A 21,094-nucleotide genomic window follows, 5' to 3' on the forward strand; every position below is an offset into this window, starting at 1 on the left:
CGGGAGCGTCCGGTCGGCTCCTACCCTCGAGCGGTGCCCGCCGACCACGAGGACCGCGGCCCCGGCAGCTGGGACCCGGTGCTGCCGCGCCGCCACCCGGTCGCCGTCGTGCGACGGGCGGCCCTCCACGCGGGCCTCGCGCTGCTCGTGCTGATGGTGCTGCCGGTGGGCGAGGGCGTGCGGTCGGCCGCCTCGTGGGCGGTCCTCGCCTGTGCGGTGGTCTTCGCGAGCGGGCTGACGTGGGCGGTCGTCACCAACGGGCGGCTCCGGCGCGGGCGGTAGGACCGCCGCGCCGGCGCGAGGCCGCCGACCTAGCCTGAGCCGGTGCCCGAGCTGCCCGAGGTCGAGCTGGCCCGCTCCACCATCGCGGAGGCGGCCCTCGGTCGGACGATCGTCGACGTCGACGACGCCGACGACTGGGTCTGCCGGCCCCACGTGCCGGGGGAGGTCCGCGACGCCCTCGTCGGGCGGCGCCTGACGGCGGCGCACCGGCGGGGCAAGACGATGTGGTGCGACACGTCCGGCGACGACGGCCGCGGCGAGGACGGCCCGCGGCTCGGCCTCCACCTGGGCATGAGCGGGCGGATCATCGTCCGGACCGGCGACGGCGGCACCGTCCACGGCGGCGACCCCGTCCGCGGCGTCGACGGCACCGACGAGGCCGTGGCCAAGCCCGAGTGGTACCGCTTCACGCTCGTCTTCGAGGACGGCGGCTCGCTGCGGCTCTTCGACAAGCGGCGGCTCGGCCGGGTGCGGCTGGACCCGTCGCTCGACGACCTCGGGCCCGACGCCGGCGAGATCGGTGTCGCCGAGTTCCAGGAGCGCGTCGGGCGGGGGACGGCGCCGCTCAAGGCGCGCCTGCTCGACCAGTCGGCGCTCGCCGGCGTCGGCAACCTCCTCGCCGACGAGACGCTGTGGCAGGCGCGGCAGGACCCGCACCGCCCGGCCGGCGATCTGTCGGACGAGGAGCTCACCGACCTGCACCGGGCGCTGCGCGCCGCGACCCGCGCGGCGATCCGTCACGGCGGCGTCCACACGGGCGAGGTCATCGGCGCCCGGAAGAAGGGGCAGCACTGCCCGCGGTGCGGCGCCGACATGGCGACGGGCCAGGTCGGCGGGCGCACGACGTGGTGGTGCACCGCCGAGCAGCAGGCCTGACGCGCCGGCGGAGCCGGTCGTGTGCAGACTCCTGGCGCGCGGATCGCGAGTGCGGACTTCGAGGGGCGGCGCGCCGTCGGCCTCGGAGCGGTGCGGACTTCGCGGGGCGCCACGCCGTGTGCTGGCCCCCGAAGTCCGCCCTCGTGATCGGAGAGCGGCGCGTCGGCCCTCGATGTCCGCGCCCGTCGTCCAGGAGCCGCGCGCTGGCCCTCGAAGTCCGCGCCCGGCGTCACCGCGCGGCGTCGAGCCGCCGCAGGAGGTCGTCGACCGGGCCGACGGCGAGCATCCCGCTGCCCGCCCCGGCGACCTCGCCGGCGGCGGGGGCCAGGGCCTCGCAGGCCCGTGCGGCCGTGCGGGCGTCGCCGAGGACGAGCGCCGCCTCACCGGCCAGCCCCCACTGCGCCTCGAGCAGGTGGCCCGGCAGCGGGTCTGGCGTGCGGGCGAGCGCCCGCGCCGCGTCGCGCCGCCGCCCGGTCGCGAGCAGCGCCCACGGCCGCAGCCAGGGGCCGTAGGGCCCGGGGTCGAGGTCGGCCCAGCCGCCCGGGGCGAGGTCGTGGTCGCCGCCGCGCACCCGCGCGGCGAGGACGGCCATCGGCAGGAGGCCCGCGACGACGCCGGGCATCGCGTCGCCCGGTGTCGCGGAGGAGGCCTCGCACGCGAGCGCCTCGACGACGTCGGCCGGCCCGCCGACGAGCGACGCGCGGACGGCGCGGTACCAGCGGGTGAAGACGCCGACGAGGGGCGCCTCGGATCGAGCACCGAGGTCGTCGGCGGACGCCGCGGCGGCGTCGGCGCCCGCGACATCCCCCAGCGCGCAGCGCGCCTGCAGGAGGACGAGGTGGCCGAGCACCTCGTGGGCGACGAGGTCGTGCCGCGCGGAGACACGGACCAGCTCGGCCCCGACCTCCGCGCGGCGGCGCGCGAGACCGGCCCGGTCGAAGGTGTGCAGGTGAGCGCCGGTGAGGGCGTGCACGAGCAGGCCCGGGTCGCCGAGGCCCCGCGCCAGGGCCTCGGCCTCGCGGGCGGCCTCCGCGCCGCGGGCCGCGACGACGCCGCCGGCGCCGCGCGTCTCGACCGCGACCGTCGCCAGCAGCCGCCCTCGCAGCGCCGGCGGCGCGCCCGGGCCGAGGTCGGCCAGCGTCCGCTCGGCGAGGACGACGAGGCGCTGCGCCTGGCCCGCGTCGTCGGGGCGCGTCCACAGGGCCGGGACGTCGTGCTCGCCCACGAGCCGCGCGAGGAGTAGGGCGTTCCCGGTGGCCTCGGCGGCGTCCACCAGGGCGGAGCGCTCCCGGCGCGCCGCGACCAGCCCGGGCCCGCCCGTCGTCGCCAGCACGCGCAGGAGCTCGCCCGTCGCGCGCAGGTGCGCCCGGGACGCCCGGCCGACGGCCAGCCCGTACGCCGTCGCCGTCCGGTCCCACGCCGCGGCGCCGTCCGCCGGCGTCGGGCCGCCGGCGGCGTGGTGCAGGACGTCGCGCTCGAGGCGCGCGAGGGCGGGGGAGGGGTCCACGCCGAGGTCGTCCGCGAGCACGGACCGGGCCCGCCGGAGGGCGGCGAGCGCGTCGCCCTGCCGGCCGTCGCGGTAGAGCGCCAGCGCCAGCAGGCGCCAGCCCTCCTCGCGGTGCGGGTGCGCGCGGACGTGGGCCTCGAGGTCGGGCACCGCCGTCCCGGGGGCGCCGGCGTCCACGCGGGCCGCGGCGAGCTGCTCGACGGCGCCCCGGCGGACCTCCTCGAGCCGCGCGGCCTCACCCGCGGCCCAGGGCCGCCCGGCGACGTCGGCGAGCGCCGGGCCGCGCCACGTCGCCAGGGCCGCGGCCAGCCGCTCCTGCGCCCCGGCCGGCGGCAGGCCGCGCGCCGCGGCGACGTCCTCCTCGAAGGCGGTGGCGTCCAGCGCGCGACCGGGCAGGTGCAGGGCGTACCCGGGGCCCTGGGTGCGCAGGACGCGGGCCGGGGCCCGGGGGGTGCGATCCGGCTCGAGGGCGCGGCGCAGGGCCGCGACGAAGGTGCGCACGGCCGCCGTGCGCCCGCGCTCGTCGTCCGGAGCCGCTGCCTCCCAGAGGTCCTCGACGAGGACAGCGACCGGGACGACGGCGCCGCGGGCGACGGCCAGGCGCACGAGCAGCTCGCGGTGGCGCGGCCCGGGCAGCCGCAGCTCACGGCCGCCCGCGTCCCAGGCGGTGGTGGGGCCCAGGACGCCGAGGCGCAGGAGCGCGCTCATCCGCCGCTCATCCGCCGGCCGGAGGCTCGAGGCATGACGGACACGACGACCGACCCGCTCGCGCGCAGCACGGTCCCGGCTCCCACGGACCCCAGCATCCCGGGCTTCGACGTCGTCGACGTCCCCGTCGCGGACGGCGTCACCCTGCACGCCGCGGTCGGCGACTCGGGCACCCCCGTGGTGCTGCTCCACGGCTTCCCGCAGACCCACCTCATGTGGCGGCACGTCACCACTCGCCTCGCCGCCGACCACACCGTCGTCTGCCCCGACCTGCGCGGCTACGGCGCCAGCAGCAAGCCCGCGGCGACGAGCCCCGACACCTACAGCAAGCGGACGATGGCGGCCGACGTCGTCGCCCTCGCCCGAGCGCTCGGGCACGAGCGGTTCGCGCTCGTCGGCCACGACCGGGGGCTCCTCGTGGCGCTGCGGGCCGGGCTGGACCACCCGGACGCCGTCACGCACCTCGGGCTGCTCGACGCCGTCCCGACGCTCGACACGTGGGCCGTGCTGCAGGGCCGCTCGGCGGCCGCGGCCTTCCACCTCTACCTCATGGCCCAGCCGCCCGGGCTGCCCGAGGCCCTCATCGGCGCGAACCCGGACGCCTTCTTCGGCCACTTCCTCGACGCGTGGACCACCGACCCCGCGGCGGTGCCGGACGACGTCCGCGCCGCGTACCTCGCCGCCAGCGCGGCGGCGGTGCCCTCGATCGTCGCGGACTTCCGCGCCACCGCGGGCGTCGACGTCGAGCACGAGCAGGCCGACCGGGACGCCGGTCGGCGCCTGGCCATGCCGGTCAGCGTCGTCCAGCAGGACTGGGGCGCGGCTCTCGGCTACGACGCCGCGGCGGTGTGGCGCCCCTGGGCCGACGACCTCGAGCGCCGTCTCACGGACGCCGGGCACTTCCTGGCGGAGACGGCGCCCGACGAGGTCGTCGCCGACGTCCGGGCGCTGCTGCGGCGCTGAGCGACCGGTCAGGCGTCCGCGCGCGGGTCCGCCAGCACGTCCCGCCACGAGTGCTGCGGCTCGTACCCGAGCAGCCGGCGGGCCTTCTCGATCGAGTAGAAGGTCTCGTCCCGGCCCATCTCCCGACGGACCTCGACGCCGTCGTAGAAGCGCTCGACGACCTCCTGCGTCGTCGCCGCCACCGACATGTCGGCGTTGGCGATGTTGAAGACCTCGAAGCCGAGCCCGTCGGTCTCCAGCGCCTTCAGCGTCGCCTGCCCGAGGTCGCGGGTGTCGATGTAGGCGAAGAGGTTCCGCCGCCGCAGCGCCGGGTCCTCGAGGAAGGCGGGGAACTTCTCCTCGTACTCGTGCGGCTCGATGACGTTGTTGATGCGGAAGCCGTAGACGTCGGCCCCGGTGCGGGCGTGGAAGGAGCGGGAGACGACCTCGCCCGCGACCTTCGACATCGCGTAGGAGTCCTCCGGGACGACGGGGTGCTCCTCGTCGACCGGCACGTACAGCGGCGTGCGCTCGCCCTGGGCGAAGCAGACGCCGTACGTCGTCTCCGAGGAGGCGAAGACGACCTTGCGGATCCCGAGCCGGGTCGCGGCCTCGAGCACGTGGTAGTGCGCCAGGATGTTGGTCTCGAAGGTGGCGGAGTCGGGCGCGATGCCGATGGCGGGCACGGCGGCGAAGTGGACGACGGCGTCGTAGGCCGACCCGCTGCCGCCCTGGACGAGCTCGGGCGCCTCGAGGTCGGCCATCGTCGGCATGCCGGCCATCGCCGAGTACACCTGCCCGGCGTCGGTGAGGTCGACGCGCAGGTCGGTGACGTCGGGGTGGCCGAGCGGGGTGAGGTCGGCGTTGGTGACCTGGTGGCCCTGCGACGCGAGGTAGGGCGCCACGTGGTGACCGGCCTTGCCGCTGCCGCCGGTGAAGAAGATGCGCATGGTCTCCACCCAACCCCCGCGCCCGGTCCAGCGCACGTCCGGCCCCTCGCGCGCGCCGGACGTCGTCCGGGCTCAGGACGGCAGCGGCGCGCTCTCGCCGACCCGCAGCCGGTGGCCGACGACGACGTGCCGCCCCGGGGCGTCGAGCCCGGCGACGCGCTCCAGCAGCAGGTCGAGCGCCCGCTCCGCGAGCGCCGTCGTGTCGGGAGCCACGGAGGTGAGCGTGGTGACGAGGCTCTCGCCGAGCTCGACGGCGTCCCAGCCGACGACGGCCACGTCGCCCGGCACGTCCAGGCCCCGCCGGTGCAGCGCGCGCAGGGCGCCGACGGCGGCCAGGTCGTCGCGGCACAGGAGGGCGTCGAGGCGCATCCCGTCGTCGAGGGCGGCGCCGAGCGCGGCCTCCGCGGCGCGGGCGTCCCCCGAGGCGCGCGCGACGACGAGCGCCGGGTCGGCGGCCAGCCCGGCGCGGGCCAGGCCGTCGCGGTAGCCCTCGAGGCGCAGCCGCGACGTCGGTGACGCCCCGCCGGCCTCCACGCCGAGGAAGGCGACCCGGCGGCGTCCCAGCGCCACGAGGTGCGCGACCGCGTCGCGGGCCGCGGCGACGTTGTCGACGGCCACCTGGTCGGCGCGCGGCGCCGGGTCCTCCCCGAGGACGACCACCGGCGTGCCCCCGCGCACCTCGTCGAGCTCGGCCGCGGTCAGCGCGGAGGGGTGGATGAGCGCCCCGTCGACGAGGCCGGCGTCGCGGTCGCGCAGCACGGCCCGCTCGCCCTCCTCGGTGCCGCCGGTCTCCTCGAGGAGCAGCCGCAGGCCGCGCCCGGCGCAGGCGCGGGCGAGGACGTGCGCGAGCTCGGCGAAGTAGGGGCGCCGCAGGTCGGGGAACGCGAGGGCGACCATGCCCGACCGCCCGGTGGCGAGGCTGCGACCGCGCGCGTCGGGCCGGTACCCGAGCTCGGCCAGGGCGGCGCGGACGCGCTGGCGCATCGCCGGGCTGACGTGCTGGTGGCCGTTCACGACGTTCGAGACGGTCATGACGGACACGCCCGCGTGCTCCGCGACGTCCCGCAGCGTGACCCTCGGCACGGTCGAGAGGCTAGCCGCGGCTCTTCCCACGGGCGTTTGTAGCGCTATAACGTCCCCCGGCATGAGCCTCCTCGAGCAGACCGCCCCCACGTCGCCCGGCGAGGTCCGCGGCCCCGCGGCCCCGCCGCGGGCCAGCGCTCAGGACGGCACGCACCCCCGCCCGCAGATGCTGCGCGCCGCGTGGGCCAGCCTCGACGGCCCGTGGGCCTTCCGCCACGACGACGCCGACGTCGGCCTCGCCGAGGGCTGGCCCGCCGGGCTGCCGGACGCCGGCGAGATCCGGGTCCCGTTCCCGCCCGAGTCGTCGGCCTCCGGCGTCGAGGCCCACGGCTTCCACCCGGTGGTCTGGTACGCCCGCCGGCTCTCCGCCGAGGACCTCGCCCGCGCGGGCGCCGGCGACCCCTCGGAGAGGGTGCTGCTGCACCTCGGCGCCGTCGACCACAGCGCGCGCGTGTGGGTGGACGGCGCCCTCGTCGGCGAGCACGTCGGCGGGCACACGCCCTTCACCGTCGACGTGACGAGCGCGGTGCGCGCCGCGGGCGACGGGGAGCCCCTCGTCGTCGTCCGCGCGGAGGACGACCCGCACGACGCGGCGCAGCCGCGCGGCAAGCAGGACTGGCACGAGGAGCCCCACGGCATCTGGTACCACCGCACGACCGGCATCTGGCAGACGGTCTGGCTCGAGGCCGTCCCGGCCACGAGCGTCGAGCACCTGCGGTGGCTGCCGGCGCCCGGCGCGCTCGGGCGCTCCGCGCTCGACCTCACGGTGCGGCTGCGCGGTCGCGCCCCGGCGGGCTCCCGGGTGCGCGTGGTGCTGCGGCACGACGACGAGGTCCTCGCCGAGACGACGCAGGCCGTGCGGCCCGGCGCCCGCGAGGTGGACCTGCGCGTGCCCGTCGCGGGGCAGCACAACGGGCAGGCGGAGCACGAGCTGACCTGGTCCCCGGAGACGCCGCGCCTGCTCGACGCCGTCGTGGCGCTCGAGGTCGCGGGCGACGGCGACGCCTCGCGGCCGGTCGACGCCGTCTCGAGCTACGTCGGCCTGCGCACCGCCGAGGTCGCGCACGGCGCGTTCCTGCTCAACGGGCACCCGTACGACGTCCGCAGCGTGCTCAACCAGGGGTACTGGCCCGAGTCGCACCTCGCGGCGCCGTCCCCGCAGGCACTGCGACGGGAGGTCGAGCTCATCCGCGAGCTGGGGTTCACCGCCTGCCGGGTGCACCAGAAGGTCGAGGACCCGCGCTTCCTCTTCTGGGCCGACCGGCTCGGGCTGCTCGTCTGGGGGGAGGCGCCCGGGGCCTACGCGTTCTCCGCCCGCGCCGTCCGGCTCCTCGTCGCGGAGTGGGTCGAGGTCGTCGACCGCGACGCCTCGCACCCGTGCGTCGTCACCTGGGTCCCCTTCAACGAGTCCTGGGGCGTCCAGCAGGTGCGGGTCGACCCCGCGCAGCAGGCGTACGTCCGCGGCCTCGTCGACCTCACCCGGGCGCTCGACCCGAGCCGGCCCGTCGTCGGCAACGACGGGTGGGAGCAGCCGGGCACCGACATCGCCACCGTCCACGACTACGAGGGCGACGGCGCCGTCCTCGCCCCCCGGTACGCCGACGCCGCCGCCCGGGACCGGCTGCTGGCGGGGCTCGGGCCGGCGGGCCGGCCGATGCTCGTCGGGGGCGCGGTCGACGCCGGGCAACCGGTGATGCTCACCGAGTTCGGCGGGATCTCCTTCCAGCCGGGCGGCGAGCGCGAGGGCTCCTGGGGGTACACCGCCGCCGAGGACGCCGGGGACTGGACGGCCCGCATCGCCGCGCTCTACGACGCCGTCCGCGCCAGCTCCTTCCTCGCGGGCTCCTGCTACACGCAGCTGACGGACACCGAGCAGGAGACCAACGGCCTGCTCGACGCGCAGCGGCGGCCCAAGGCGCCGGTCGAGGACATCCGCCGGGCGGTGACGGGCGGCGCCGGCTGAGACCACCCGGCTGAGGCTCGCCCCGTGCTCAGACCCCGCCGCGCAGCGCGGTGATCGGCTCGACCGTGGCGGCCTTGACCGCCGGGTACGCGCCGGCGACGAGCCCGATGAGCCCGCCGAGCAGCGCGGAGCCGAAGGCCGTCGGCAGGTCGAGGACGGGCGTCCACGCCTGCACCACCGAGACGCCGACGACGACGAGCACGCCGAGCGAGGCGCCGACCACCCCGCCGAGGAGGCCGAGGACGACCGACTCGACGAGGAACTGGCCCGCGACCTGGCGGCGCGTGGCGCCCACGGCGCGGCGCAGGCCGATCTCGCCGCGCCGCTCCAGCACCGACAGGAGCGTGACGTTGGCGATGCCGAGGCCGCCGACGAGCAGCGCCACCGCCCCGAGGGCGAGGAAGGTCGCGTTGAGGTCGGCCTGGACGGCCTCGCGGGCCCGTGACCGCTCGGGCGGGGCCTCGACGTCGAAGGCGTCGTCGCTGCCCGGGTCCAGCGCCACGGGAGCCTGGCGGGCGACGAGCGGGCCCGCCCCCACCTCGATGCGCACCTGCAGCTCCTCCGGCGCGGCGAGACCGAGGTCGGCGCGCGCGGTGCCGAGGGGCAGGAGCACGGCGTCGACCAGGTCGGTGCGCCGCTGCACGCCGTCGACGACGCCGATGACCGTGTACGGCACCTCGCCGAGGAAGACGGTGGGCTGCCGGTCGACCCGGCCCACCCCGAGGCGCTCGGCGGCCCGGGCCCCGAGCACGACCACCCGGTCGGCTCGGGCGTCGTGGCCGGCGTCGAAGAAGCGACCGGTGACGACGCGGCCGCGGACGGCGTCGAGCAGCCCGGGGGAGGCGGCCAGGACCGGCGGCGAGACGGCGGCCGGCGCCGACGGGTCGTTGACGGGCACGGCGGTGACGGGCGCCCCGCCGAGGTCGACGGCGGCGAGCGCCCCGGCGTCCTCGACGCCGGCCAGCCGCTCGACGCGCTCCTCGGCGTCCCAGGGCAGGCGCCCCGTCGCGCGCTCCTCGCCGGACTGCGTGAAGACGCTGCCGGGGCGGACGACGACCTGGGTGGCGGCGACGGCGTCGAACTGGCGGCCCACCTGCCCGGCGGCCGTCTGCGCCAGCCCCACGGTGACGACGAGCGAGGCGATGCCGAGCACCGTGCCGAGCATCGTCAGCGCCAGGCGGCCCGGGCGGGCGCCGACGCTGGCGACGCCCTCGGCGAGCAGGTCCCGCAGGTCGAAGCCGTCTCCCCGCCGCCACGGACGGCCCCACCACCGCCACCCCCGCCGACGCGGGGGCGGTGGCGGTGGCGGGTCCGCCTCGGCCAGCTCGAGCACGTCCTCGAGTGCCACCGGCGCGGCGCGCCGCCTCACAGCTCCGCCAGCAGGCCGTCGCTGATGCGCACCCGCCGCTGCGCCCGGGCGGACACCACGGGGTCGTGCGTGATGACGACGAGCGTCAGCCCCGAGGCGTGCAGCTCGTCGAAGAGGTCCATCACCGCGGCGGAGCTCACCGAGTCGAGGTTGCCGGTGGGCTCGTCGGCCAGGAGCAGGCTCGGGCCGGTGACGACGGCGCGGGCGACGGCCACGCGCTGGCGCTCGCCGCCGGACAGGGTGGTGGGCGCGGCGTCGACGCGGTGGCCGAGGCCCACCCGCTCCAGCGCGGCGCGGGCCCGCTCGACGCGCTCCGCGCGCGGCACCCCGCTGTAGAGCGTCGCGAGGAGGACGTTCTCGAGCACGCTGCGGTGCGGCAGCAGGTGGAACTGCTGGAAGACGAAGCCGATGCGGCCCCCGCGCAGGCGGGCGCGGTGGCGCTCGGACGTCGTCGACGTCGGCACGCCGTCGAGGAGGTAGTCCCCTCCGGTGGGGCGGTCGAGCAGGCCGAGGACGTGGAGGAGCGTCGACTTGCCCGACCCCGACGGCCCGACGACCGACACGTACTCCCCGGCGCGCACCACGAGGTCCACCCCGTCGAGCGCGTGCACGGGGGGCGGGCCGGGGAAGGTCCGGGTCAGGCCGACGAGCTCGACGACGGGGGCGCTCATCGCCCCACGACGACGAGGTCGCCCTCGTCCAGGCCCGGGCCGGAGACCTCGGCGTAGCCGTCCGCGGCGAGCCCCGTCTCGACGACGACGAGCTCGGTGGCGCCGTCGTCGCCGGCGACCTCGACCCGCGACTCGCCGCCGGGCCCGGCCGTCAGCGCGGCCAGGGGCACGGCGAGCACCTCCCCGCCGGTCGAGCTGACCGGCACGGTGACGCGCACGTTCTGGCCCTGCAGCGCGGTCAGCTGCTCCTCGGTGAGCGCGCCGACGGCGAAGACGACCGTGGAGCGGGCCGTCCCCGGCTCGCCCTCGCCGGAGCCCTCCCCGCCGGAGCTGCCACCGCCCTCGCCCTCGGCGCCCGCCGGCGCGCCACCGGCCTCGTCGTCGGTGACGGCCGACACCTCGACGGGGACCTCCTCGCCGTCGGGGCCCGCGAGCACCGCCGGCATCCCCGGCGCCAGCAGCGCGGCGTCGCTCGTCGACGCCGTGGCCGAGACCTCGAGCGTCGCGCCGGACACCTGCACGACCGCCCCGTCCACGAGGCCCCCGCGGCGCACGGACACCTCGTCCACGCGGCGGGGCAGCGACGGCAGGTACACGACCTCGCCCGCCGGCAGCCCCGTCAGCGCCTCGTCCCGCGCCTGCACCAGGGCATCCTGCGCGCCGTCGCGGGCGCCCTCGGCCGCCGCGACCGCCTGCTGCTCCGCGACCGGCTCGGGGACGGCGAGGGCCTCGCGCCGCTGCGCGCGGGCCAGCTCGAGGGCGTCCGCCGCCGTGGCCACGGCCATGGCGTCGCCGCCCTCGCGTGCGGCGGCCAGCTGGCGCTCGGCCTCGCGGACGCCGTTGTCGGCCTCCACCCGCGTCGACTCGGCAGGGCCCGACCGGGCCTCCTGCAGCGCGGCGCGGGCCGCCGCGAGGTCGGCCTCCGCCTGCTCGAGCGCCGCCTCGGCGTCTTCCACGAGGGCGTCCACCTCCTCGCCCGCCGACGGCGGGGCGTAGCCGGCGCGGTCGAAGAGCGCCCGGACCCCGGCTGCGGTGCCGCTGTCGTAGGTGTCGCCCGGCTCGCCCACGTCGATGCCGAGGGCCGTGAGGGCCTCCTCGAGCTGGACGACGTCGGGCCCCGAGGAGCCCGAGCGCAGGCTGCGGTAGACCGGCAGCTCCCCGGGCAGCACGAGCACGGGGCGGCCCGTCACCTCGAGGAGGACGGCGCCCGCCTCGAGCGTCGCGCCCACCTCGGGCACGGCACCGGTGACGACGGCGGGGCCCGCCTCGCCGCGGTCACCCGTCTCCAGCGCGACGGGCGCCGGGTCGTCGTAGCGGACGTCGCCCCGCAGGACGACGTCGTCGGAGACCACCCGCCGCTCGACGGGCACCGTGATGGGCCCGGCCGCCGGCGGTTCCGCCTCCGCGGCCGCCTCGGCGGGCGACGTCACGGCCCTCCCGGCGAGCAGGCCAGCACCCAGGGCGAGCGCGGCGGTGACGCCGACGACCGCGACCGTGCGGCCGCCCCGGCCCGCGCGGGACCCCTCGCTCACGGCTCCTGGCCCGCGGCCTCGACCATGGCGTCGAGCTCGGCGCGGTGGGCGTCGACGAACTCCTCCTCGACCCGCAGCGAGACCTCCTGGTAGGTCTCGTCGTAGTCGACCTCGTCCTTGCAGCGGTGGTCGGCCAGGGCGGTGGCGATCTCCAGCTGCTGCAGCTCCTCCCACGCCGCCGGGTCCGGCTCCGGAGAGGTCTCGCTCGTCGCGGCGTACAGCTCGTCGCTGCGGGTGCTGATGTCCTCCCAGGCGGCGTCCGGCGTCGCGAAGTCGTAGCCGGCCTCCGCCATGCAGGCCGACCAGTCGCCGTCGAGGGAGGCCACGGCCGGGTCGTCCTGCACGGAGGTGTACATCCGGTCCATCTCCTCCTGCAGCGAGGAGAACGCCGGGTCGCTGAAGGGGTCGACCGTCTCGCCCTCCACCTCGTGCTGCGCCTCGCCGCTGCACCCCGCGGTGGTCCAGTCGTACTCGGCCATCTCGGCCTCGGGGTCGGTCTCCTCCACGACGTCCATGGGCCCGTAGAGCGCCTCGTAGAAGGCGGTCTGCTCGCTCTCGGACATGCCCGCGACGTAGTCCTCGTTGGGGTCGACCCACACCTCCTCCTCGGCGGGCGCGGCCTCCTCCTCCCACGTCGTCATCCCGTAGCCGTGGGTGGCGACGTACTCCTCGGACTCGTAGTCGACGTCCTCCTCGACGGTCATCTCGTCGAAGGCCTGCGAGGTGTCCATCGGCGTGTAGTCGAAGCCCTGCTCCTGCATGCAGGCGGCGGTGATCTCCTCGACCTCGCGCATCTGCGCGGCCATGTCCTCCTCGGACTGCTCGGGGTACATCTGCGCGAAGTACTCGCCGAGCGGGCCGACCTCCCCCTCAGCCTCGGGGTCGGTGCCGGTGCCTCCGCCGCACCCCGCGAGCAGGAGGGCCCCGCCCAGGAGGGCGGCGGCGAGGGCCCGTGAGGCCCTCCCGCGAGCGGGTCCGGTCCGGCGAGAGGACGTCGTCGAGAGCGCCATGAGTACCCCCTGCGCCCGGGCGCAGCAGCGCCCCGGGCCCCCGTCGGCAGCTCGTCGGAGGCGACCTCTGCCCGCAGGGCGGACGCTAGGGGAGCGCAGGCCCTCCGGTCAGGGAGTTGCCGGAACGTGATCCGGCGCAGCGCCGTCGGTGGCGCTGGGGACGCCGGCGGCGTCAGGGGCGCCCAGGCCGGCCCGCGCCCGGGCGGCGTCGACGTCGTCGCCGCGCAGCACCGAGGGCAGCTTCTTCCCGCGGGCGACCTCGTCGACGAGCTTGTCCATCCAGCGGATCTGCTGCATGAGCGGGTCCTCGACGTCCTCGACGCGGACACCGCAGACGAGGCCGGTGATCTCCGCGGTGCGCGGCGTCATCGCCGGCGCCCGCGCGAAGAACGTCTCGAGGTCGACCTCCTCGTCGAGGGCGCGCTGCAGGCCGGCGGCGTCGTAGCCCGTGAGCCAGCAGACGACGAGGTCGACGTCGGCCCGGCTGCGCCCCTTCCGCTCGACCTTGGCGACGTAGTGCGGGTGGATGCTCGCCAGCGGCGCGGCGAAGACGCGGTGCCCGGCCACGGCGGCCCCCTGCTCCTCGGGCGGCCGGCGCTCCCGGTCGCGGGCGCCCAGGGTCGCGCGCGGGGGTGGTCCGCGTCGAGCCCCGGCGCCCCGGTCGGGACGGCTCAGGGCCGGGGCGCCCGGCGCCGCAGCGCCGCGACGACGTCGGCGACGGCGTCGCGCCCCGCGCGGTTGGCGCCGACCGTCGACTGCGCGGGGCCGTAGCCGACGAGGTGCACCCGCGGGTCCCGCACCACCCGCGTGCCGCGGACCTCGACGCCGCCGTCGGCGCTGCACAGGTCCAGCGGCTCGAGGTGGTCGAGCGCGGGGCGGAACCCGGTGGCCCACAGGACGACGTCGACGGACGTGGACGTGCCGTCCGCCTCCCGGACGCCGTGCGGCTCGAGCGCCGTGAACATCGGGCGGCGCCGCAGGACGCCGCGCTCGCGGGCGGCGACGGCGTACGGCGTCCACGAGAGGCCGGTGTAGGAGACGACGCTGCGCGGCGCCCGCCCGGCCTCGGCGTCCTCCGCGACGCGGGCGACGACGTCGCGCCCCGTCTCCGAGGTGAAGGGGCCCTCGCGGAAGACGGGCTCGCGGCGGGCGTACCAGGCGGTCCACGCCACCCGCGAGACCTCCTCGAGCAGCTGGACCGCCGAGAGGCCGCCGCCCACGACGGCGACCCGGTGCCCGCGGAGCTCCTCGGCCGAGACGTACTGGCTCGTGTGGAGCTGGCGCCCCCGAAAGACCTCGGCGCCCGGGTAGCGGGGGAGCAGCGGGTTGGTCCACGTGCCCGTGGCGCTGAGGACGAAGGCGGCCCGCCAGGTCCCGGCGTCGGTGCGGACGAGGAGGTCGCCCTCGGGGTCGTCGTCGACGCGCTCGACGCGCCGCACCCGCACCGGCCGCAGGACCGGGAGCCCCTGGTCGCGCTCGTAGGCCGCGAAGTAGCGGGGGACGGCCGTGCGCGCGGGCTCCTCCGGGTCGATCGGCGGCAGCGGGGCGCCGGGCAGGTCGAAGATGCCGTTGACCGTCGACATCCGCAGGGAGGGCCACCGGTGCTGCCACGCGCCGCCGGGGGCGGCGTCGGCGTCGAGGACGACGGAGGACCGGCCCCCGTCGCCGTCGAGCGCGCTCGTGAAGCCGCGGCGCCGCAGGTGGTGCGCCGCCGACAGCCCGGCCTGCCCGGCGCCCACGACGACGACGGTCGCCGACCGGTCGGCGGCGGAGGCGGGCGGGAGGGGGTCGCGAGGGGCGGGGTCGCTCGGGACGGGGGCGGCCGGGGCCTCGGGCGTCAGCCCCGCGGCAGCGTCAGCACCTCGACGCCGTCCTCGGTGACGGCGACGGTGTGCTCGCTGTGCGCCGTCCGGCATCCGGTGGCGCTGCGGAGGGTCCAGCCGTCGTCGTCCGTCACGAGCTCGTCGGTGTCGGCCATGACCCACGGCTCGAGCGCCAGGAGCAGCCCGGGGCGCAGTCGGTACCCGCGGCCGGGACGGCCGAGGTTCGGCACGTGCGGGTCCTGGTGCATCGTCGAGCCGATGCCGTGGCCGCCGAAGTCGGTGTTGACCGGGTACCCCTCGCCGGTGAGGACCTCGCCGATGGCGTGCGAGACGTCGCCCAGCCGCGCGCCCGGGCCGACCGCGGCGATGCCGGCGTCGAGCGCCCGGCGCGTGACGTCGATGAGCGCGAGGTCCGCCTCGTCGCGCGCCTCCCCGACCACGAAGCTCACGGCCGAGTCGGCGGCGACGCCGTCGACGAGCACGGCGATGTCGAGGGTCAGGAGGTCGCCGTCCTCGAGCGCCTGGTCGCGGGGGAGGCCGTGCAGGACGCCGTCGTTGACCGACGTGCAGATGTAGTGGCCGAAGGGCCCGCGGCCGAAGGACGGCGCGTAGTCGACGTAGCAGGAGACGCCGCCGCCCTCGGCCATGAGCTCCTGCGCCCAGCGGTCGATCTCGAGGAGGTTGGTGCCCACCTGCGTCCGCTCCCGGCAGGTCTGCAGGATGTGCGCCACCAGGGCGCCCGCGGACCGCGCCCGCTCCACCTCGCGGGGGCTGAGGATCTCGATCACGCGTGGCTCCCTCGAGCGGCTGGCGACGGCACCGCAGGAGGCTACCCGCGCGCGCCGCGACCCCCTCCGCCCGCCACCTCCCTCCGGCCTCCCGCGCCCCCCGACGGCGGGTCGTCGTGGCGGCCCGCACCGCCTCCCCCGTGGGAGCGCTCCCGCGCGCGAGCATGGCGTCGGCGGCGTGGCGAGAGGCTCCTCGGGGACCTTGACACCCGCCATGTGACCGTTCACATTGCGGTCATCGAGCCTCGACGGAGAGGACGGAGGGCGCAGGGCGCGGCGACGGCGACGGGGGCCGCGCGCACCGGCGGTGGTACCCAGCAGACCCAGCCCAGGCCAACGGCGGCCGGGAAGGATGTCCATGACGACGACCCCAGGGTGGTCCCGACGGCGCCTGCTGCAGAGCGCCCTCGCGGTCGGAGGGCTGGGCGCCGCGGGCGCCCTCTCCGGCTGCGGGAGCCCGCTCGCGGCCGGGCTCGCCGGCACCCCGCTCAACCCCGGGACGGTGACGTTCTGGAACCTCTTCGGCGGCGGCGACGGCGCCCGGCTCCAGACGATGCTCGACGTCTACGTGCAGGAGCACGGCGGCCCGTCCTCGCTGCAGGCGGCGACCTTCGCCTGGGGCAACCCCTACTACACGAAGGTCTCGCTGGCCACGCTCGGCGACAAGCCGCCGGACGTGGCCGTCGCGCACCTCACGCGCTCGCAGAACCTCGCGAACGCCGACCTCCTGACGCCGATCACCGACGAGATGCTCGCCATGGTCGACCTCTCGCCGTCGGACTTCACGCCGAAGGTCTGGGACGGCCAGAAGGTCGACGGGACCTCCTACGCCATCCCCATCGACACCCACCCCTTCGTCCTCTTCTACAACAAGGACGTCTGCGAGCAGGCGGGTCTCCTCGACGGCTCGGGCACGCTCGCGCCCATCCAGGGCGTGGAGCAGTGGGAGGCGGCGCTCGCGGCGGCGCAGGAGGTGACGGGCGCCTTCGCCGTCAGCTCGGCGAACGTGTCGGAGAACGCGACCCCGTGGCGCCTCTTCCAGACGCTCTACCAGCAGCACGCGGGGGCGACGCCCTTCCTCGGCGACGGCGGGACGCAGCTGACCGTCGACGAGGACGCCGCGCTCGACACCCTCGCCTACATCCGCCGCATGTCCGAGCAGGGATGGCTGCCCCGCGCCATCGACTACGCCGGGTCCCAGACGCAGATGTTCACGGGCGAGGCGGCCTTCTACCTGCAGGGCGAGTGGGAGATCACGACGGCGCAGGGCGTCGAGGGCCTCGACTTCGGGATGGCGCCGATCCCGCAGCTGTACGACCAGCCGGCGGCGCAGGGCGACTCGCACACCTTCGTCCTGCCCCGCATGGACCGGACCCCGGAGCAGATGCAGCTCGCCATGGGCTTCGTCCGGTCGATGCTCGACCAGAGCCTCACGTGGGCGAAGGGCGGGCACATCCCGGCGTACATCCCGACGCTGGAGAGCCAGGAGTACCAGGACCTCACGCCGCAGGCGGACTACGCGCAGGCCGCCGAGTACGTCGTCTACGACGCCCCCGCCTGGTACTCGGGCTCCGGCTCGACCTTCGAGAACACCGTCGGGGCCCAGGTCGGCCTCGTGCAGCAGCAGCGGCTCACCCCGGAGCAGGCCATGGCGGCCATCCGCCAGCAGCTGGCCGTCTACCTCGACACCCCGAGCCCGCTGTGACGGGCCGTCGCCGCGCGGGCGCGGCACCCGCCCCGTCCCCCCGGCCGGTCCTGCAGGAGGTCCCCCGATGACGACCCAGACCCTCAGGCCCCCCGCCGAGGCCACCACGACGGCGCGGCGGACGTCGGACAGGCGGCCGGACAGCCGGCCGGCATGGCTGTTCCTGGCGCCCTTCGGCGTCTTCTACCTGGCCTTCCTCATCGGGCCGACCGTCTACATGTTCGTCGTCAGCTTCTTCAACACGAGCATCGTGCAGCCGGGGCTCGGCACCTTCGCGGGGCTCGGCAACTACGCCGAGATGCTCACCCGCTCGGACTTCTGGTCCGCGATGTGGCACACCCTGCAGTTCACGCTCTACACGGTGCCGCCGCTCGTCGTCCTGTCCTTCGTCTTCGCCGTGCTGGCCAACCGCGTGCAGCGCGGCCAGTGGTTCTTCCGGCTGGCCTTCTTCGTGCCGTTCGTGCTGCCCTCGGCGTCGATCTCGCTCATCTGGATCTTCCTCTTCACGCCGGCGTCCGGCCTCTGGCCCCAGTTCCAGTCGCTCGTCGGCCTGGAGCCCGACGCCGTCCTCGCCGACCCGTCGCTCGCGATGGTGGGCATCGCCGTCGCCACGATCTGGTGGACCATCGGCTTCAACTTCGTGCTCTACCTGGCGGGCCTGCAGGACATCCCGCGGGAGCTGTACGAGGCGGCGTCGGTCGACGGGGCGAGCCCCTGGCACCAGATCCGCTACATCACCATCCCGCTGCTCGGCCGGACGACGACGCTCGTCATCATCCTGCAGATCATCGCGAGCCTGAAGATCTTCGACCAGGTCTACCTGATGACGGCCGGCGGCCCCGGGATCTCGACGCAGGTCGCCCTGGGCCTCATCACCAACACGGCCTTCACCGACTACCGGGTCGGCGCCGCCTCCGCCGCGTCGGTCCTGCTCTTCATCGTCATCGTCGTCATCGCGGTGGCGCGCCAGCTGCTCGACCGCTCCGACCGGGAGGCCTGAGATGGCGACCACGACCGACCGCAGCACCAGGACGCGCGTCGGCGACGGCGTCTCCGCCGCAGCGCCCGCCCGGACGGACCCCACGAAGATCCGGAGCCCGCGGACCTTCAACATCGTCGCCGGGATCGTCCTCGGGGTCTTCGCGTTCCTGTGGCTCATCCCGAGCTTCTGGGCGATCAAGACCTCGCTCGTCTCGAACGAGACGGCGTCCCTCGGGGCCGACGCCATCCTGCGCAGCACCGACCCGACGCTCGCGAGCTACGCCACCCTGCTGCAGTCGGGGCAGATCTGGAACTGGTACCTGGCGAGCTTCGTGACCTCGGCGGGCACGGTGGTGCTCACCGTCCTCTTCGCGTCGATGGCGGCGTACGCGCTCTCCCGGCTGCGCTTCCGCGGCCGGAAGCTCGTGTTCGTGCTCATCCTCGCCGGGATCATGATCCCCGCGCAGGTGCTGATCGTCCCGATCTTCCAGCTGCTCGACAGCTTCTCGCTGCTGAACACCTACTGGGCGGTCATCTTCCCGCAGGTGCCCGCCGTCATCGCCGTCTTCATCTTCAAGCAGTTCTTCGACGGGCTGCCCAAGGAGCTCGACGAGGCGGCGCGAATCGACGGCGCGGGCGTGTGGCGGACCTTGTGGTCGGTCATCATGCCGCTGTCGCGGCCCGTCATCGCGGCGGTCTCGATCCTCACCTTCGTGACGGTGTGGAACAACCTCATCCTGCCGCTGTTCGTGCTCTCCAACCCCGACCTCATGACCATCCCGGTCGGGCTCGCGACGGTGCAGGGCTCCTACGGCCAGCGCTTCGCCGACATCCAGGCGTCCGCCGTGCTCGGTGCGCTGCCCCTCGTGATCCTCTACCTGCTCTTCCAGCGCCGGATCGTCGAGGGCGTCGCGGGGACGGGCCTCAAGGGCTGACGCCGCAGCGCGACGGCGCCCGGGACCAGCCGGCCCCGGGCGCCGTCGCGCGTCCGGCGGCGTCCGGGGCCGTGGTCACCCGACGGCGGCGCCGGAGCGCCGCCGGTGGAGCCGGGCCATGGCGTCGCCGTCGGGCGTCCCGGGCGCCGCGGTCCACACGACGACCCGCAGGTCGGTGCCGCGGGCCTCGAGGACGTCGCAGTCGACCGTCACCCGCCCGACGTCCGGGTGCGTGAACGTCTTGCGCGAGACCGTGTGGACGCCCGCCGGTCGCTGCTCCCACAGGGCGGCGAAGCGCGGCGATCCGGCGCGCAGCTGCGCGACGACGGCGCGCAGGCGCTCGTCGTCCGGGTGGCGCGCGCGCTGGCGGTGCAGCTCCCCGACGAGGTCGCGCTCGAAGGCCGCGTCGTCCGCGGGCGCCCGCTCGCCCCACGGGGCGCCGAGGAACTGCCGGCACGCGGCGTTCTGGCCCACGGGGTCGTCGTCGGAGAGGAAGGCGGTGGCGAGCTCGTTGGCGGCGACGACGTCCCACGCGACGTCGACGACGATGAGCGGGACGTCGTCGAAGCGCTCGACGACGCGCCGCAGGGACGGCGACATGGTGCGGTTCGCCGTGCGTCCCAGCGGGGCGGCGAGCCCGGCCAGCAGGTGCAGGTGCTCGGCCTCGTCGCCCGGCAGGCGCAGGGCCCGCGCGAGCGCGGCGACGACGGAGGCCGACGGCGCCTGCGCCCGCCCCTGCTCGAGGCGCACGAGGTAGTTCACCGAGATGCCCGCCCGGGCCGCGACCTCCTCGCGGCGCAGGCCCGCCGCCCGGCGCGAGCCGCTGCGGGGCAGGCCCACGTCCTCGGGGTCGAGGCGCGAGCGCCACGCGCGCAGGCAGGCGGCCAGGTCCTCGTGCACGCCCGTGATGCTGCCACCGCCCCGGGCCGGGGGCGGGCGGGTCGGTGCCGGACGGGCGGCGGGGGTGGGACCGGCGGTGGTACCCCCGACCGACCCGTTGTGCGCCGTCCGCACCGGGCGCAGCGTGGACGCCATGTCCACCATCCTCATCACCGGTGCCAACAAGGGCCTGGGCCGCGAGTCCGCCCGCCAGCTGCGCGACCTCGGCCACGACGTCTGGGTCGCGGCCCGCGACGAGGGGCGCGGCCGGGAGGCCGCCGACGCCCTCGGCGCCCGCTTCGTCCAGCTCGACGTGACCGACGACGCGAGCGTCGCCGCGGCGGCCGAGCACGTCGCCGCCGCGACCGGCGGCGCCCTCGACGTCCTCGTCAACAACGCCGGCGTCTCCGGCACGTCCGCTCCGACGCCCGACATCACGGCCTCGGACGTGGAGGAGGTCTTCGCCGTCAACGTCCTCGGACCGGTCCGCGTGCTGCACGCCTTCCTGCCGCTCCTGCGGCGCTCGACCGCGGGCGTCGTCGTCAACGTCTCGAGCGGCCTCGGCTCCCACGCCGTCACGTCCGAGCCGGGGCGCGTCGAGAGCTCCTTCCAGGCGCCCGCGTACACGTCCTCCAAGGCGGCCCTCAACATGCTCACGAGCCAGTGGGCCGCCGCCCTGCCCGAGCTGCGGGTCAACTGCGTCGACCCGGGGTACACCGCCACGGAGTTCAACGGCCACAGCGGTCCGCAGACCGTCGAGGAGGGCGCCGAGGCGATCGTGCGCATGGCGACGATCGGCGGCGACGGCCCCACCGGCACCTACACGGACCGGCACGGCCCGCTGGGGTGGTGAAGGAGCCGCTACCGCCGCCGACGGGGAGGACGAACCCGCGGTGACTCAGCGTCGTCGCAGGTCGACGGCTTCCCGGCTGCTCGAGCGACGAGCGCGTCCTCCCCGGCGGCGGTGACCTCGGGCCCGGGCCACCTCGGACGTCCGCGGCGCAGCCGTCCGGGGCGCGGTCCGGCGGGCCGGTGCAGGCGAGTGGCAGGGGCGGGGGGGGGGGGGGGGGGGGGGGGGGGGGGGGGGGCA

18 protein-coding genes and 1 pseudogene are annotated in these 21,094 nt (G+C 76.5%); 8 read left to right on the forward strand and 11 right to left on the reverse strand.

Annotated elements, in window-relative coordinates; translation table 11 throughout:
• The first annotated feature begins 33 nt into the window (after nucleotides 1–33).
• Nucleotides 34–282 carry a hypothetical protein gene (locus tag WDV85_RS05325; protein WP_339569646.1) on the forward strand — a complete coding sequence of 83 codons (249 nt, stop codon included), beginning with the start codon at nucleotides 34–36 and terminating at the stop codon, nucleotides 280–282.
• 42 nt (nucleotides 283–324) lie between these two features.
• On the forward strand, nucleotides 325–1,158 hold the full coding sequence (locus WDV85_RS05330) for a DNA-formamidopyrimidine glycosylase family protein (protein ID WP_339569647.1): 834 nt from the start codon (nucleotides 325–327) through the stop codon (nucleotides 1,156–1,158).
• A 229-nt stretch (nucleotides 1,159–1,387) separates the two neighbouring features.
• Here WDV85_RS05330 and WDV85_RS05335 read toward each other — a convergent pair whose 3' ends face one another.
• A complete protein-coding gene (locus WDV85_RS05335) occupies nucleotides 1,388–3,373 on the reverse strand; it encodes an AfsR/SARP family transcriptional regulator (protein ID WP_339569648.1) in 1,986 nt (661 codons plus the stop codon).
• Between the two features lie 33 nt (nucleotides 3,374–3,406).
• Here WDV85_RS05335 and WDV85_RS05340 point away from each other — a divergent pair, with 33 nt between their 5' ends.
• Nucleotides 3,407–4,336: an alpha/beta fold hydrolase gene (locus tag WDV85_RS05340; protein WP_339569649.1), complete on the forward strand. Its 930-nt coding sequence runs from the start codon at nucleotides 3,407–3,409 to the stop codon at nucleotides 4,334–4,336.
• A gap of 8 nt (nucleotides 4,337–4,344) precedes the next feature.
• On the opposite strand, the gene WDV85_RS05345 is transcribed toward WDV85_RS05340, so the two are convergent.
• The gene (locus WDV85_RS05345; protein ID WP_339569650.1) at nucleotides 4,345–5,265 is read right to left on the reverse strand and encodes an NAD-dependent epimerase/dehydratase family protein; all 921 of its coding nucleotides are present in this window, start codon (nucleotides 5,263–5,265) and stop codon (nucleotides 4,345–4,347) included.
• Nucleotides 5,266–5,337: 72 nt separating this feature from the next.
• A complete protein-coding gene (locus WDV85_RS05350) occupies nucleotides 5,338–6,348 on the reverse strand; it encodes a LacI family DNA-binding transcriptional regulator (RefSeq protein ID WP_339569651.1) in 1,011 nt (336 codons plus the stop codon).
• Between the two features lie 61 nt (nucleotides 6,349–6,409).
• On the opposite strand from WDV85_RS05350, the gene WDV85_RS05355 reads away from it, so the two are divergent.
• Nucleotides 6,410–8,311, forward strand: a complete 1,902-nt coding sequence (locus WDV85_RS05355) for a glycoside hydrolase family 2 protein (RefSeq protein WP_339569652.1) — start codon at nucleotides 6,410–6,412, stop codon at nucleotides 8,309–8,311.
• Nucleotides 8,312–8,339: 28 nt separating this feature from the next.
• On the opposite strand, the gene WDV85_RS05360 is transcribed toward WDV85_RS05355, so the two are convergent.
• From WDV85_RS05360 to map, 7 genes and pseudogenes are all read right to left on the reverse strand, one after another.
• Nucleotides 8,340–9,542: an ABC transporter permease gene (locus WDV85_RS05360; RefSeq protein ID WP_445263232.1), complete on the reverse strand. Its 1,203-nt coding sequence runs from the start codon at nucleotides 9,540–9,542 to the stop codon at nucleotides 8,340–8,342.
• A 134-nt stretch (nucleotides 9,543–9,676) separates the two neighbouring features.
• Nucleotides 9,677–10,351 carry an ABC transporter ATP-binding protein gene (locus WDV85_RS05365; RefSeq protein ID WP_339569654.1) on the reverse strand — a complete coding sequence of 225 codons (675 nt, stop codon included), beginning with the start codon at nucleotides 10,349–10,351 and terminating at the stop codon, nucleotides 9,677–9,679.
• A complete protein-coding gene (locus WDV85_RS05370) occupies nucleotides 10,348–11,883 on the reverse strand; it encodes a hypothetical protein (protein ID WP_339569655.1) in 1,536 nt (511 codons plus the stop codon). The genes WDV85_RS05365 and WDV85_RS05370 overlap by 4 nt, the downstream gene beginning before the upstream one ends.
• The gene (locus WDV85_RS05375; RefSeq protein ID WP_339569656.1) at nucleotides 11,880–12,893 is read right to left on the reverse strand and encodes a hypothetical protein; all 1,014 of its coding nucleotides are present in this window, start codon (nucleotides 12,891–12,893) and stop codon (nucleotides 11,880–11,882) included. The genes WDV85_RS05370 and WDV85_RS05375 overlap by 4 nt, the downstream gene beginning before the upstream one ends.
• A 222-nt stretch (nucleotides 12,894–13,115) precedes the next feature.
• Nucleotides 13,116–13,460 (reverse strand): annotated as a pseudogene (locus WDV85_RS05380) (DUF2200 domain-containing protein); the annotation flags it as partial.
• Nucleotides 13,461–13,564: 104 nt separating this feature from the next.
• The gene (locus WDV85_RS05385; protein WP_339569658.1) at nucleotides 13,565–14,632 is read right to left on the reverse strand and encodes an NAD(P)-binding domain-containing protein; all 1,068 of its coding nucleotides are present in this window, start codon (nucleotides 14,630–14,632) and stop codon (nucleotides 13,565–13,567) included.
• 98 nt (nucleotides 14,633–14,730) lie between these two features.
• The gene (gene map, locus WDV85_RS05390; RefSeq protein WP_339569659.1) at nucleotides 14,731–15,504 is read right to left on the reverse strand and encodes a type I methionyl aminopeptidase; all 774 of its coding nucleotides are present in this window, start codon (nucleotides 15,502–15,504) and stop codon (nucleotides 14,731–14,733) included.
• 358 nt (nucleotides 15,505–15,862) lie between these two features.
• Between map and WDV85_RS05395 the strand changes: the two genes are divergently transcribed.
• From WDV85_RS05395 to WDV85_RS05405, 3 genes are all read left to right on the forward strand, one after another.
• Nucleotides 15,863–17,209 (forward strand): extracellular solute-binding protein, encoded by a 1,347-nt coding sequence (locus WDV85_RS05395; RefSeq protein ID WP_339569660.1) that lies wholly within the window; start codon nucleotides 15,863–15,865, stop codon nucleotides 17,207–17,209.
• A gap of 67 nt (nucleotides 17,210–17,276) precedes the next feature.
• The gene (locus WDV85_RS05400) at nucleotides 17,277–18,209 is read left to right on the forward strand and encodes a carbohydrate ABC transporter permease (protein ID WP_339569661.1); all 933 of its coding nucleotides are present in this window, start codon (nucleotides 17,277–17,279) and stop codon (nucleotides 18,207–18,209) included.
• 1 nt (nucleotide 18,210) lies between these two features.
• On the forward strand, nucleotides 18,211–19,125 hold the full coding sequence (locus WDV85_RS05405) for a carbohydrate ABC transporter permease (RefSeq protein WP_339569662.1): 915 nt from the start codon (nucleotides 18,211–18,213) through the stop codon (nucleotides 19,123–19,125).
• Nucleotides 19,126–19,200: 75 nt separating this feature from the next.
• On the opposite strand, the gene WDV85_RS05410 is transcribed toward WDV85_RS05405, so the two are convergent.
• On the reverse strand, nucleotides 19,201–20,160 hold the full coding sequence (locus WDV85_RS05410; protein WP_339569663.1) for a helix-turn-helix transcriptional regulator: 960 nt from the start codon (nucleotides 20,158–20,160) through the stop codon (nucleotides 19,201–19,203).
• Between WDV85_RS05410 and WDV85_RS05415 the strand changes: the two genes are divergently transcribed.
• On the forward strand, nucleotides 20,159–20,857 hold the full coding sequence (locus WDV85_RS05415) for an SDR family NAD(P)-dependent oxidoreductase (protein ID WP_339569664.1): 699 nt from the start codon (nucleotides 20,159–20,161) through the stop codon (nucleotides 20,855–20,857). The two genes, WDV85_RS05410 and WDV85_RS05415, sit on opposite strands and share 2 nt — an antisense overlap.
• The last annotated feature ends 237 nt before the right edge of the window (nucleotides 20,858–21,094 follow it).

Source organism: Pseudokineococcus sp. 5B2Z-1, assembly GCF_037482305.1.
Lineage (GTDB): Bacteria > Actinomycetota > Actinomycetes > Actinomycetales > Quadrisphaeraceae > Pseudokineococcus.

Bases quoted from the DNA above. Each gene is read 5' to 3' on its own strand.
- WDV85_RS05405 (WP_339569662.1), top strand. From the start codon at position 18,211: ATGGCGACCACGACCGACCGCAGCACCAGGACGCGCGTCGGCGACGGC.
- WDV85_RS05365 (WP_339569654.1), bottom strand. From the start codon at position 10,351: ATGAGCGCCCCCGTCGTCGAGCTCGTCGGCCTGACCCGGACCTTCCCC.
- WDV85_RS05345 (WP_339569650.1), bottom strand. From the start codon at position 5,265: ATGCGCATCTTCTTCACCGGCGGCAGCGGCAAGGCCGGTCACCACGTG.
- WDV85_RS05355 (WP_339569652.1), top strand. From the start codon at position 6,410: ATGAGCCTCCTCGAGCAGACCGCCCCCACGTCGCCCGGCGAGGTCCGC.
- WDV85_RS05395 (WP_339569660.1), top strand. From the start codon at position 15,863: ATGACGACGACCCCAGGGTGGTCCCGACGGCGCCTGCTGCAGAGCGCC.
- WDV85_RS05400 (WP_339569661.1), top strand. From the start codon at position 17,277: ATGACGACCCAGACCCTCAGGCCCCCCGCCGAGGCCACCACGACGGCG.
- WDV85_RS05340 (WP_339569649.1), top strand. From the start codon at position 3,407: ATGACGGACACGACGACCGACCCGCTCGCGCGCAGCACGGTCCCGGCT.
- WDV85_RS05335 (WP_339569648.1), bottom strand. From the start codon at position 3,373: ATGAGCGCGCTCCTGCGCCTCGGCGTCCTGGGCCCCACCACCGCCTGG.
- WDV85_RS05410 (WP_339569663.1), bottom strand. From the start codon at position 20,160: ATGGCGTCCACGCTGCGCCCGGTGCGGACGGCGCACAACGGGTCGGTC.
- WDV85_RS05375 (WP_339569656.1), bottom strand. From the start codon at position 12,893: ATGGCGCTCTCGACGACGTCCTCTCGCCGGACCGGACCCGCTCGCGGG.
- WDV85_RS05415 (WP_339569664.1), top strand. From the start codon at position 20,159: ATGTCCACCATCCTCATCACCGGTGCCAACAAGGGCCTGGGCCGCGAG.